The sequence below is a fragment of the Anaerovorax odorimutans DSM 5092 genome (assembly GCF_000426305.1).
GTDB lineage: Bacteria > Bacillota > Clostridia > Peptostreptococcales > Anaerovoracaceae > Anaerovorax > Anaerovorax odorimutans.
The window spans coordinates 17,072-31,394 of the sequence record NZ_AUFC01000012.1; the positions used below are offsets into that span (position 1 = coordinate 17,072).

The 14,323-nt window shown below is 38.0% G+C and carries 6 protein-coding genes; all 6 read left to right on the plus strand.

Annotation, left to right across the window (positions count from 1 at the left end; genetic code table 11):
- The first annotated feature begins 63 nt into the window (after window positions 1–63).
- The 6 genes from K292_RS0105365 (at window position 64) to K292_RS17750 (ending at window position 14,132) form a co-directional block, all read left to right on the plus strand.
- A complete protein-coding gene (locus K292_RS0105365) occupies window positions 64–1,020 on the plus strand; it encodes an NHLP bacteriocin system secretion protein (RefSeq protein ID WP_027398978.1) in 957 nt (318 codons plus the stop codon).
- 13 nt (window positions 1,021–1,033) lie between these two features.
- Entirely contained in the window at window positions 1,034–3,193 is a 2,160-nt protein-coding gene (locus K292_RS0105370) for an NHLP family bacteriocin export ABC transporter peptidase/permease/ATPase subunit (RefSeq protein WP_027398979.1), read from the plus strand.
- Between the two features lie 23 nt (window positions 3,194–3,216).
- The gene (locus tag K292_RS0105375) at window positions 3,217–5,928 is read left to right on the plus strand and encodes an NHLP bacteriocin export ABC transporter permease/ATPase subunit (protein WP_027398980.1); all 2,712 of its coding nucleotides are present in this window, start codon (window positions 3,217–3,219) and stop codon (window positions 5,926–5,928) included.
- Between the two features lie 502 nt (window positions 5,929–6,430).
- Window positions 6,431–8,923 (plus strand): LuxR C-terminal-related transcriptional regulator, encoded by a 2,493-nt coding sequence (locus K292_RS0105380; RefSeq protein WP_027398981.1) that lies wholly within the window; start codon window positions 6,431–6,433, stop codon window positions 8,921–8,923.
- 133 nt (window positions 8,924–9,056) lie between these two features.
- Window positions 9,057–9,305: a DUF2442 domain-containing protein gene (locus K292_RS0105385; protein ID WP_027398982.1), complete on the plus strand. Its 249-nt coding sequence runs from the start codon at window positions 9,057–9,059 to the stop codon at window positions 9,303–9,305.
- A gap of 117 nt (window positions 9,306–9,422) precedes the next feature.
- Window positions 9,423–14,132 carry an S-layer homology domain-containing protein gene (locus tag K292_RS17750; RefSeq protein ID WP_051280383.1) on the plus strand — a complete coding sequence of 1,570 codons (4,710 nt, stop codon included), beginning with the start codon at window positions 9,423–9,425 and terminating at the stop codon, window positions 14,130–14,132.
- The last annotated feature ends 191 nt before the right edge of the window (window positions 14,133–14,323 follow it).

Here is a 14,323-nt window from a genome sequence, read left to right on the forward strand (position 1 = left end):
AAGAATTTATGAATTTATAAAAATTAAGTTTTTATAATATCTGTAAAATGGAGGTGCGAAAAGATGAGCGGGAATTTATTTAGAGAAGTATCCTTAGATAGACTTTCATCTCCGGAACAGCTAGACGAATTGATAAAAGTAACTTCACCTAGAGCTTGGCTTGCATTGATAGCTATTGGGTTTATTCTAGCCAGTATTGTGGTCTGGGGATTTGTAGGAGATATTCCTACAAAAATAGAAGGGCAAGGAATTCTTCTTAATAATGGAGGCGTATTTTCTGTCATACATGACACCTCTGGGCAGGTTGTTGATGTAAGATTTAAAGTCGGGGATATGGTTAAGAAAGGTGATGTTATAGCAAGAATCGAACTGCCCCAACTTGTTACAAAGATCAATAGTCAACAAGATATAATTAGCGAAATGAAAGAAAATCAACAAACCGGTTCGCCTGAATATAAAACAGCAAAAAATCAAGTAATAGAACTTAGGGAAGAACTGGATCATAAATCTCAGATTATTTCACAAATTAACGGACGTATTTTAGAGGTAAATATAAAAAAAGGAAGCATCATTCAACCGGGGCAGGTTCTTGCTACGGTGGAGCCATATGGTGAAACGGTTAAGATGGAGGCGGTGCTTTATGTTCCTGCAGAGCAGGGAGGAGAAATCCTGCCAGGGATGAAAGCTCAAATATCTCCTACAATAGTGAACAAAGAAGAGTATGGTTTTATGATAGGAAGAGTTATTTCTGTCTCAGAGTATCCTGCTACAACTGAAAGTATGATGCAGACTCTTGAAAATAAAAATCTAGTTTCTATGTTGGAGGGGAAAGGCACTACTATAATGGTTTTAATTGATTTGATTCCTGATGATAACACTGAAAGTGGGTATAAGTGGTCATCTAATAAGGGACCTTCTATATCTGTTAATAGTGGTACGATTATTCAGGGTTCAGTGATTACCAATAGGGAAAAACCTATAAGCAAGGTAATACCTCTTTTTAGCAGTCAAGATAATTAAAGGGGGAGGCAACATGGTAAAAAAAATCCGAAGAGCTAAAGTTCCAACTGTACTTCAGATGGAAGCAGTGGAATGCGGAGCAGCCTCTCTGGCTATGATTTTAGCCTATTTTGGCAAATATATACCGCTGGAGGAACTAAGGATAGCTTGTGGAATATCTCGAGATGGCAGTAAAGCCAGTAATGTGCTGAAAGCAGCCAGAAAGTATGGATTGAATGCCGAGGGTTATCGGAAGGAGCCGGAGTCTTTAAAGGAGATGCAAATGCCGGTGGTTATTCACTGGAACTTTGAGCATTTTCTTGTACTAGAAGGTTTTCATAAGGGAAAAGTTTTTTTAAATGACCCTGCTTCAGGCAGCAGGGTTGTTACGGAAGAAGAATTTAACCGATCTTTTACAGGGATTGTTTTGTCTTTTACGCCAACTGACCAGTTTAAAGAAGATGGGAAAAAGCCTAACATTATCTCTTCTTTAAGAAAACGGCTAAAAAATTCAAAAATAGCGTTGGTTTATGTGATCCTTGCAGGAATAGCTCTGGTAATTCCTGGATTGGCTATTCCTGTATTTTCAAGAATTTTTGTAGACGATATTTTATTAGGAGGAAAAGACTCATGGATCGTTCCACTATTATTAGGTATGGGAGTAACGGCGGTCTTAAGAGGATTTTTAACATGGCTTCAGTGCCATTACCTGCTAAGATTAGAATTTAGAATTGCTTTAACAACTTCAAGCCAGTTTTTATGGCATATTTTAAGGCTGCCCACAGAGTTTTTTTCTCAGCGGTTTGCAGGGGATATAACTTCTAGGATACAGAGTAATGACAGGGTTGCGAAACTTTTGTCAGGACAGCTAGCTACCACAGCTTTGAATTTTATTATGATTATTTTCTATTTTATTTTAATGCTTCAGTATAATGTAATATTAGCTTTAGTAGGGGTAGTTATCGCTTTGATTAATGTTTTCTATTTAAAATTTGTTTCATCTAATAGAGTTGATCAGAATCGTAAGCTATTGAAAGACAAAGGTAAATTATTGGGCACGGGAATGTCTGGATTGCAAATTATAGAGACTTTAAAAGCTACAGGTTCAGAATCTGATTTTTTTGCAAAGTGGTCAGGATATCAGGCTAAAGCATTAAATTCAGAACAAAAATTGGGCGTATCTTCTCAATTTTTGACAGTTTTTCCCACCTTCCTGACAGGTATAAATAACGCTATTATACTGGCTTTGGGTGGTTTTTTTATCATGGACGGGAAAATGACTATTGGTATGCTGGTTGCATTTCAAAGCCTTATGACAAGTTTTATGACTCCTGTTACAGAAATCGTAGGATTAGGTGTGCAGCTTCAAGAAGTGGAAGGGGAAATGAATCGTTTGGACGATGTATTAAAATATTCCGTTGATCAGGAGACCGAGGATGAGGAGAAAGAGATAAATTCCTATAATGGAGAAAAGCTAGAGGGATATATACAGCTTAATCAAATAACTTTTGGATATAGCTCTTTAGAACTACCACTAATAGAAGATTTTAGTTTATCTCTTAGTCCAGGATCCAGAGTAGCACTTGTTGGTGGTTCAGGCAGCGGAAAATCCACAATTGCAAAAATAATAGCTGGAATTTATAAACCATGGTCTGGTGAAATACTTTTTGATTGTCAGCCCCGTACATCACTTCACAGATATGTCATTAATAATTCTTTAGCAATGGTAGACCAAGAAATCAATATGTTTCAAGGAACGGTGCGTGACAATATTACTTTGTGGGATGAGACTATCTCAGAAATTGAAATAATTCGTGCAGCTAAAGATGCATGCATTCACGATGATATTACTGCCAGGATGGGAGGATATGACAGTTATGTAGAAGAAAATGGTAAAAACTTCAGCGGTGGACAAAGACAACGGTTGGAGATTGCCAGAGCTTTAGTGCAAAACCCAGCAATTATTATCATGGATGAAGCTACTAGTGCGCTTGACCCTGTAACGGAAAAAATAGTGGATGAAAATATTCGGCGTAGGGGTTGTACATGTGTTATAGTAGCTCATCGTTTAAGTACAATTCGCGATTGTGAAGAAATCATCGTCATAGAGAAGGGAAAAATTGTGGAAAGGGGTACTCATGAAAAATTAAAAGACAGTGCCGGAATTTACGCAAAGCTGATTCAAACAGGTTAATTAAAATTAAAGCAGGTGGGTAAATGAAGATTTTTGATTATTTTAATAAAGAAGGCAGTATTATTTATATTGATGGTAATAAACCTCAAATTTTAGATGATGACAGTTATGTATGGATTGTTGGACAAGGAAAGGTTTCAGTTTTCTTAACCACATTAAAACAGGATAACATAACAGGGGTAAAAAAATTCTTGTTTGAAGCAAAGCAGGGAGATTTACTTTTTGGTGTTATTCCTGAAGATTCCTTGAATAAAAAGATTTTTTTGGTTTCAGGGCTAGCTGGGTCTAGCCTGATACGACTTGAAGTAAATCGGCTTAAAGCACTATTATCAGAATCAGAATCATCAGAAGAAGTTATGGCACTGGTTCGCAATTGGCTTAACACTTTGGATAAAATCAATGAAATAGAAGATGGGACACCATGTGAAATTGATACTAAAAAAGAAGCGAAATTGAATGAGCTTGATTATGTCAATAATCCTTTGATTATGAAAGCTTATCACAGCCAGGTTCTTCAGTCAGCAATTAATTTATGTGAAAAACAAAATTTGACTGAAAAAAAACGTCTTCAAGAAAAAGTAAAATTTGACAAAAGGTTAATGGAAAATTCAATATTAAAACTTTCATCAATTAACCAAAAAAACAAAAAAATCGGTTTTGAGGAACAAAGCGGAGATAACCTGTTTGATGCATGTAGATTGGTAGGTCAGAGTATGAAAATCAAGATTGCTATGCCTGCTGAAAACAGGGCTAATAGAAAAAGTGAAGATTACTTGGAGGATATTGCCAGGGCTTCACGTATTCGAATAAGACAAGTGACTTTAAAAGAAGGATGGTATAAACAAGATGCAGGAGCTATTCTAGGTTATATGAAAGAAGATGACAGACCTATTGCTTTAATACCTGAATCGCCTTCTAGATATATATTACATGACCCTATGCTTGGAGTAAAAAAACTGGTTGATAAGGAGACTGCAGAAAAAATCAAATATTTTGGTTTTGTTTTTTATCGTCCACTTGAAAATAAGAAGATCACATTTTGGGATTTTTTATCCTTTGGTCGTAAAAGTTGTTGGAAATTGGATTTGGTGATGGTAGCAGTGATGGGAGTTCTTGGAGGTATCTTAGGGACTGCAATTCCTCTGGCAACAGGTATTGTTTTTAATAGCATTATTCCTGAAGGGGAAAAAAGTCAGATGTTGCAAATTGTTTTTTTCTTGGGAGCAAGTGCGTTAGCGGCTATGATTTTTCAATTTATGCGTTCTCTTGCAACCCTGCGCGTGGAGGGTAAAATGGAAGGCTCTCTTGAGGCTTCCATTTGGGATCGACTACTCAGCCTTCCTGTACCGTTTTTTAAGCAATTTTCTGCAGGAGAGCTTGCCATGCGGGCTATGGGTGCCAGCCGGATACGTATGATCCTTTCCGGAGTTACTTTAAATACTATTCTTTCTGGTATTTTTTCTATATTTACATTTGTGCTGCTTTTTTTCTATGATATTAAATTGGCACTCATATCTGCGGTACTGGCAGTGTTAGCCATGCTTGTTATGGGTTTATTAGGGTACTGTCAGATGCGATATGAGAGTAAGGTACTGGAAATTTCCAATAACATTTCAGGCATGATACTGCAGTTGATAGGAGGAATCAATAAGTTTCGGGTAGCAGGAGTGGAACGAAGAGCTTTTCATAGATGGTCAAAAGAGTTCGGTGAGCAATGGAGATTGACCATTAGGAAAGAGACTCTGGCAAACTGGCTGGCGACATTTAATGCATTTTTCCCTATTTTATCAAGTATGGTTATTTTTTATAAAATGACAGGGTTAACAGGTGATTTGTCTCCAGGGAAGTTTATTGCTTTTAATGCAGCCTTTGTTAATTTTATGTTTTCCATGGCTTCTTTATCAGAAGCTTTAATTTGCGCAAATATTGTTATTCCACTCTATCAAGGGATGAAGCCTATTTTGGAAACTTTACCTGAATATGATGATACTAAAATAAATCCGAAACCTTTGACAGGTTCTATTGAAGTCAGTCACATTTCTTTTCGCTATAAAGAAGAAGGTCCTTTAATACTGAAGGATATTTCTTTTCAAATTAACGAGGGGGATTATGTTGCTTTAGTTGGTACGTCAGGATGTGGTAAGTCAACTTTGCTCAGAGTTCTGTTAGGGTTTGAAAAACCGGAAACAGGAAAGGTTTATTACAATGGACAGGATTTATATAAAGTGGATGTACGTGCCGTACGCAAACAGCTAGGTGTGGTGCTTCAAAATGGGCAGCTTATGTCAGGAAATATATTCAGTAATATTGTGGGGGCAAATCCTTACTTGACAATGGATGATGCCTGGGAAGCTGCCAAGATGGCTGGTGTTGATGAAGATATCAAAGAAATGCCTATGGGTATGCATACAGTTATAAGTGAAGGGGCAGGTACAATATCAGGAGGTCAAAAACAACGTTTAATGATTGCCCGGGCTATCATTAATAAACCTAAAATAATTTTCTTTGATGAAGCTACCAGCGCATTAGATAACCGTACTCAGGATATAGTCAGTAAAAGCCTTGATTCTCTTAAGGCTACACGAATAGTGATCGCACATCGTCTTAGTACTATCATTAACTGCAATAAGATTATTGTTATGGATCAGGGAAAGATTGTTGAGAGTGGGACTTATGAAGAACTTATGAATAAAAAAGGGATTTTCGCTGATCTTATTAAAAGACAATTAGCATAAGTTTAGTTATTGAAGTGAGAGCTCAAAAATTATAGGAAAAATACTTTTAGAAACTTTTGCATGTACAGAGAAAATATTGATTTATCAATATTTTTATGTTATTCTGTAACAGAAAAATGTAATAAGCGTTCTTATTTCAGTATATATATTTAAATTAAATTGTAAGATATTAATTTAATATAATAAATAATGTTTTCTACTCGTATCACATGATGAAATTTAAAAAGTTGTAATCGAAAATGTGGGAAGAATAAATGGCAAAACTAGTTTATTATCTTTCTTCTGTAATGACAGGGGTAATAAAGTGTCAGGAATCATAGAGTCGTCAGAATGAGTTGGAATTCTGATGACTCGTTTTTATTTACTGGTGAACGATGATGATACATATTTATCAGCCCGTAGATATATATTATAACGCTTATATTATTTTACAATTATAAGTCAGGTAAAAATACTGTATAGGATAGAATGATAGAAGATTAATGGATGAGAGGTGTGATTAATGCAAGGGGAAAAAAATGAAACAAAACATATAATTTATTTTAGCAAAAAGCTAAATCAAAGGATGAAGCAGCTAATTGATTATCCCTGCACGCTTGTAATAGCACCTATGGGCTATGGTAAGACCACATTCATATCTGAAGCGATGAATCGAATTAATGATGCAGATATAGTATGGCAAAAAATTTACGATAAGACAGAAAGTGATTTTTGGGCTGGATTTTATCAAGCAGTTGGTGAAATTGATGGAGAATGCGCACGGACACTTTCTGAGATTGGAATGTTTGAAGGAAGATTTATGAAACGTGAATTCATGTCGGTGCTTGAGTCTCTGCATATAGTGAAAAAGACTTTCCTTATTATTGATGATTATCACTTTGTAAAATCTAAAATTGCGGATGAGTTTCTATCCATACTTATTTCACATATGCCTCAAAATTTGCATCTGATTATTATCACTAGAAATGCATTACCGGGGGCAAGGGAACTGCAACTGAAAGGATATTTAAGTGTAATAGGCTCTAAGGATTTAACTCTTTCTAAGGAGGATATAAAACACTACTATTATATACAGGGGATTAAACTGGAGGATCAGCAGCTGCAGCAGCTGTATCGTTTCAGCGAGGGATGGATATCGGCGCTATATCTATTTATGATGGATTACAGGATGCATGGAAATTTTGTGTTTACCTCAAGTGTTTCTGAGTTGGTATATCAAACCATATATGAGCCATTAAACAATGAAATGAAGGATTTTCTTTTGGCAATATGCCAATTTGATGTGTTTAGCCTTAAACAGGCGCAATCCTTATGGAAGAAGGAAAACACAGAGGAATTACTTAAGCAATTGTTATATTCAAATGTTTTTATTACCCGGGAGGATATTCTTGGAAGATATTCGTTCCATAATATTTTCCGGCTGTGCTTGAGAGAAGAATTTGAAAAACTCCCGATGGGAATACAAAAAAAAATGTGGAGAAATACAGGGGATGCTATGATAGAAGAGGGACAGCTGATTTCTGCCATGGAATGCTTTTATTATGCTGGATATTTTGATGGCGTAATGGAAATGCTGGGAACAGATAACCCCAGAGATTTACGAAATGAGCATAAAGAGCTGTTATTGTGCTGCTATGAAGCATGTCCTATGGAGGTAAAAATAAAATACCCGTTGTCGATTTTGTCTTTTTGTATGGACATGACTACACGCTTTCGTGAACCGGAACGGTTTGCACGGGGTTGTCAAGACTTTGAGATTGATATTCAGGCAAATTTTAGAATTACTGATGATGAACGTGACCAGCTTTTGGGAGAATACCAGCTGATTTTATCCTATAACGCATATAACAATCTTATTAAAATGAGACAGCACCATGAAAAGGCATTTGCACTGCTTCGGGAACCCCCTAGATTTATCCATATGAAAAATACATTTACCTTTGGTGCTCCGTCAATTCTTTACCTGTATTATCGTGAATCAGGCAATTTAGAAAATCTAATAGCTCTTGTAAACAAGGTGCCCGGTAGCTATGCGAAATGTACAAGAGGACATGGACAGGGGTATGCCTCTGTATTTAGGGGAGAATTTATGTATTATCAGGATGACTATAATAATGCTGAAATAGCTGCGTTAGAAGGCATTTCTCTTGCCAGGGCGCAGCAGCAAGGAGATATTGAGCTATGCGGATTATTTTTATTGGCAAAAATAGCTCTATGCCGGGGTCAAGGTACACGTTTAATGGAATTAATCAATGAAATTGAAGTGTTGGCACGTTGTGAGGCTAAAGAATCCCGTACCTATTGGCTTTTATATGCTATGGATCTTTGTAAAGGTTTTCTATATGGAGAATTGGAGCGGCCTGAACAGATTACAGAATGGATTGTGGAAAATGAATATGAAAAACACTTGATCTTTAATTCAATTGCCTATGCAAATATTATTTATGGAAAGAACTTATTGCTGAAAGGCGAATATTCTAAGATACTAGGTTTAGCAGAGTGCTTTCAAAGACAAGCATTGGAGCTTCCGAATCTATTGGCACTTGTTTACACCTATATATATCAATCGGCTGCCAATGCAGGATTGTTTCGCAGTACAGATGCGGAAAAAGCACTTATCTGTGCACTTGATATTTCATCACCAGATAATTTGATTCTTCCCTTTGTGGAAAATGGAAAATATATTATGGCAGTACTGGAAAGAATTTCGGGGAAGGGCAGATACACGCACTTGATTGAAAAAATAAAGCAGAGTTATGCTGCCTATAGAAAGTCGGTTGAGGCGATTAAAGCAGAGATTTTTGTCAGTGAAATGCCAAGTTTTACCCCGCGAGAGCGTCAGATTGGGCTTTTAGCTGTGGAGGGACTGAACAATCGAGAAATTGCTGAGAAGCTTTACATCTCTACCAATACAGTAAAAGCAGAAATGAAAAACCTGTTTGCGAAGTTAAGCATTAACTCTCGTATTCTCCTTAAAAAGGAAATGTTCAACTAAAAAAATACCCAGTGGGTGATAGAAATGGATTTTAACCTATCATACAATTTGTATGGTGGGTTATTTTTTTAAAGTAATATAATTAGATTTACCGAATAAATGAATAAAAGAAGTACAGAGGGGAGGGTATTATATGCCTAAAATTACAGGATTGAAGCCAGTAGAGGAATATCGGATTGAAATTGGTTTTAATAATGGAAATACGATTATACTGGATTTGAAGGATAAGGTTCAGACTACTCGTTTTAGAGAGTTGATGGATACAAATTTCTTTCAGCAAATTAAAACAGATGGGAATCGGATATACTGGGGTGAAATGACAGAGATTTCTGTGACAGAGATTTTTGAGTTAGCACAGAGAGAGATAGAAGATTATTTCTAGGTTTTGTAAATAGAGCTTGCTTAACGGAACGGTTGTTAAGAAGCAATGGATATTAATCACACAGTATTTTAAAACAGGAAAATTAAAGATTAAATTTTTAATAAAAGGAGAAAACAAATGAAATCGAAATTTATAAACAAGATGATTTCGGCAATTATATTTGTCAGTTTCATATTTCAGTTGGGTATGCCGGCTGCATATGCAGGAGAACCTCCTGCCAGCGCCGTTGCAGAGGTAACAAAGGAGGGGACCGTCACCTATACAGACACGCTTCAAGGAGCCTTTGACTTGATTGGCAGCGGAACAGGAACGATAAAGGTGCTTGAGGATATTGATTTAGGCGCTACAACCAATATAACTCAAACAACAGGCACAGTAACACTTGATTTAAATGGAAAGACCATTTCCGCAGCGTTAACGGATCAAAGTAAACTGGGCGTAGTTCGGATTGACTATAATGCAAATTTGACCATCACAGACAGCGGCGAAAACGGAGAAATAAGAAATGTGAGTGAGGGTTTAATTGTACCAGCTGTCGCAACATCTGGAACACTATCCATGAATGACGGAAAGTTGTATGCAGAAGGTACTAATGGTATAGGAGGAACCGCTGTATCAGTTTATAGAGGAACAGTAACAATGACCGGCAACGCTTGCCTTGAGGGGATACAATTTGCTATACAGACAACAGGTGGTACAATAAATATTCAGGGGGGAGATTTAATTGGTAATTATGGTATTTATTGCGGTAACAACGGTAATTTAAATATGACAGGAGGCTTGATTCAAGGTAAAGATCGTTCGATTGCTTGCAATGGTAAAAATAACATTACAATTGACGGAGGAATACTGATCGGGACGGCATTTGACAATAATGACGAAGCCGCAACTGGCTCCATTCTTTTCAACAGCGGAGCAATCTTCGGAGATACAAAGGAAGGAGATAATTACTATAGTTCAACTTCTTGGACAGATATGACAAGCCTGACCGGCTGGCAGGCAAAGGGGAGTGCTGTCTTGCCGATTGATGCAGAGATACCAAGCGCTAAAACTTTTACGGTTCCAAAAGATGCAACTCTTACGATTGAAGACGGAGCAACCCTTACCAACAACGGTACGTTATTATTGAACGGCACGCTGAATGGCACAGGGACCCTTGCAGGGTCAGGTGACTTCAAAACCACTAGGTTTACAGCGGATGATATTCAGGACATTCCAGATCAACCCTATACCGGAAGTGCAGTTGAGCCTGAAGTGACGATAGTCCGAATGGGTAAGGAATTTACCGTTGATGCAACCAGCTATACAAAAACTTATGAGAATAACATAAATGCAGGGACTGCAAAGGTAATCTTTACAAATACAGCAGATTCAAATGATAAGATAGAGAAAACATTTAAAATTGTTAGTGCCGTTGCAGAGGTAACAAAGCAGGGGACCGTCACCTACCTAGAAACGCTTCAAGGAGCCTTTGACTTGATTGGCAGCGGAACAGGAACGATAAAGGTGCTTCAAGATATTGATTTAGGCTCCGCAACCAATATAACCCAATCAACGGGCACAGTAACACTTGATTTGAACGGAAAGACCATTTCTGCAGCGTTAACAGATCAAAGTAAACTGGGTTTATTTCTGATTAATTTTAATGCAAATTTGACCATCACAGACAGCGGCGAGAAAGGAGAAATACGAAACGTTGCAAGTGATGATTTCCCTTTACCGGTTATCAGAACCTATGGAACGCTATTCATAAATGACGGGAAGCTGTATGCAGAAGATAGTGGAGTGACATATGCAGTAGGAATTGCTGTAATAGTTTCTGCTGGAACAGCTACAATTACCGGCAACGCTTGTCTTGAGGGGAAGCAAGATGCTTTAGACACAACAGGCGGTACAGTAAACATTCAAGGTGGACATTTCATTGGGGATGATGGTATTTGGTGCACCCTTAACGGTAGCTTGAATATGACAGGAGGACTAATTCAGGGTACACATAGCTCGATTCTTAGCAATGGTGTAAATAACATTGCAATTGACGGAGGAGTACTGATCGGGACGGTATGGGATAACAATGACGCAGCCGCAACTGGCTCCATTATTTTCAACAATGGAGCAATCTTCGGAGATACAAAGGAAGGAGACAATTACTATAATCCAGATGCTTGGACGGATATGACAAGCCTGACCGGCTGGCAGATAAAGGGAAGTGCTGTCTTGCCGATTGATGCAGAGATACCAAGCGGTAAAACCTTTACTGTTCCAAAAGATGCAACCCTTACGATTTTAGATGAAGCAACTCTTACCAACAACGGTACGTTATTATTGAATGGTACGCTGAATGGCACAGGGACGATTGCAGGGTCAGGAGACTTTAAGGCGAATGTATTTACAGCCAAAGTATTAACGACGAACGTATTCACAGCAGACGATATTCAAGATATTCCGGATCAGACCTATACCGGCAGTGCTGTCTTGCCGGAGGTAACCTTTAATGCGAAAGCTCTAATGGGCAAGGAATTTATAGCTGATGCAAGCAGCTATGCGAAGTCTTATGAGAATAACATAAATGCAGGGACTGCAAAGGTAATATTTACAAATACAGCAGATGCGAATGATAAGCTAGAGAAATCCTTTAAAATTGTACAATCCGGTACGACCTTTGACGGCGGGATGAAAGCCTATAACGGCACCACAGAAACAAACAGCTTTACATACGGCGATACCATTACCGTAAAGGTGACGCCAAAGGCAACAGGCACTGCACCGGCAGTAAATAGTTTAAAGCTGCGCAGCTTTTCCGCACCAACAGCCAATCAGATGGCTTTATTTGCAGGAACCACGCAGATCACAGAGCCTGTAAATGCGGACAATAATGGTATTTACACGATTACTTATAATACAAAAGAAAAAGGACTTGCAATTGGTGACAATACGATAACCGCAAAATATACAGGCAATAGCAATATGGCAGATTACAGCGAAAATATAACGGTTACATTGCATAAAAAGGTAATCACCGCAGCAGTGGTGAATGATTCTGATGCTTCTGCAAGCAAGGAATATGACGGAACAAACAGCTTTATGGGTGTTGCGCTTAACTCTTTGACAGGGGTGGAAAGCGGTGATACTGTAAAAGCAACCGCGGAGGGTACGGTAACCGATTCAAATGTTGGTACAGATAAAGCTTTCACTGCAAGCGGCATTGTTTTGGAGGGTGATGATAAAGACTACTACAGACTCAGCATTGATGAAGCCGTGATCAGCGGGAAGGTAGCAATTACACAGGCAACGGCTGCGGGTGTGGATCAAGAGCTGCAAGTGGTAAAAGACCTGGCAAAAGAGTATACCTTTGATTTAAGTAAGCTGCTTCCTGATCTTTCTGAGAGCAAGCGTTTTGGAGAGATTGCCTACACCGTAGAAGCAGTCAGCAATACAGACAATGTTTTGGCACAGAATCCTGCAGACAGTGATATTCAAGACGGTAAAATAACGATAAAGGTGGCGAAGGTACCTGCAAAAGACAAAACAGCATCCATACAGATTAAAGTGGCCTCTGATAATTACAAGGCTTTTACCGCTGATTTGAGTTTGAAAACCGTAGATAAGATACCGCTGAACATGGAAGCTGAGTTTACGGGGGGAACGTATAACGGAAAAGAGTGTGCTTATACAGGTACACCGACTTTTAAGAATGGTGAAAAACCCGTATCGGGCATTACCTATACAGCAAAATATGCGGGCCGAGACGATACAAGCTACACGGAAAGCGAAACTGCGCCAATCAATGCAGGAAAATACAACCTGATCCTTACAGTAAGTGGAGAAAGCACAAATACCTATGGGGGCACAACTACTATCGACTTTGAAATTAAGAAGAAGCAAATAGTTGCTAAGCCAAATGATGTAAGCATCAAATCCAATGCATCCTTTCCTCAATATTCTTGGAGCGTGGAAACAGGTATTTCAGGGGAAATAATTTCCGCAACCAATGGGGAAAGGATTGCGATGGAAGCACAGGAGAATGGTACAAAGCTTCCTGCTGTAAAGACAGGTACCTTTGATATTGTATTTACCACAGCACCTACATTTCAACTAAGCGGTGATATTGAAAAAAACTATAATATTCAAATTGGGAAAGGTAAGCTGACGGTTATAAAGCACAACTCCGGAGGAAATAGTAGCTCGGGTAAGAATTCATCATCTGGTTCCCATAAAGGCAACACTTCAACAGATACAAGTACAAAGAATACCGATACAATAACACAAGGTAAAATTTCATTTAGCGATATAGCTAATCATTGGGCAAAGGACGACATTGAGTTTGTAACAGAAAAAGGATTGTTTAGTGGTACAGGGAACGGTAACTTTTCACCAAATATGTCTATGACAAGAGGTATGTTTGTTACAGTACTTGGCAGACTTGCTAACGCTGATGTGAGCAGCTATACCAATAGCAACTTTACTGATGTAAAAGCAAATGCTTATTATATGCCATATATTCAGTGGGCGGGTGAAAAAGGCATTGCCAATGGTGTCTCTGGAACAGGATTTGCGCCAGACCAAAGTATAACCCGTGAACAGATGGCAGTTATTATGGTAAGCTATGCAAAATCCATAGGCTTTGAATTACCGCAGGTAAATAAAGAAAATACTTTTACAGATAATGGAGAAATATCAAGCTATGCTAAAGAAGCAGTAAAGCAGATGCAGATTGCAGGTGTACTAGCAGGAAAGGACGGCAACAAGTTTGATCCGAAGGGTACAGCTACCAGAGCTGAGGTTAGTGCAGTGCTTAAGCGCTTTGCAGAATTGGTTCAAAAGAAATAAGTATTTTTATAACTTTCTATATCAGCAAAATATTGAAGCTCTATCAAAATTAATATAAGACTATATTATAGTAAAAGACAGTGTTCGTAACTTGATTTATGATGTGACCCCTAAAAGTTAGACCTAAAAATCTAACTTTTAGGAGGTCAGTTTTTTATTCAAGTACTGATACTGTCTTTTTTAATATGGTA

Bases quoted from the DNA above. Each gene is read 5' to 3' on its own strand.
- K292_RS0105375 (WP_027398980.1), top strand. From the start codon at position 3,217: ATGAAGATTTTTGATTATTTTAATAAAGAAGGCAGTATTATTTATATT.
- K292_RS0105370 (WP_027398979.1), top strand. From the start codon at position 1,034: ATGGTAAAAAAAATCCGAAGAGCTAAAGTTCCAACTGTACTTCAGATG.
- K292_RS0105380 (WP_027398981.1), top strand. From the start codon at position 6,431: ATGCAAGGGGAAAAAAATGAAACAAAACATATAATTTATTTTAGCAAA.
- K292_RS0105365 (WP_027398978.1), top strand. From the start codon at position 64: ATGAGCGGGAATTTATTTAGAGAAGTATCCTTAGATAGACTTTCATCT.
- K292_RS0105385 (WP_027398982.1), top strand. From the start codon at position 9,057: ATGCCTAAAATTACAGGATTGAAGCCAGTAGAGGAATATCGGATTGAA.
- K292_RS17750 (WP_051280383.1), top strand. From the start codon at position 9,423: ATGAAATCGAAATTTATAAACAAGATGATTTCGGCAATTATATTTGTC.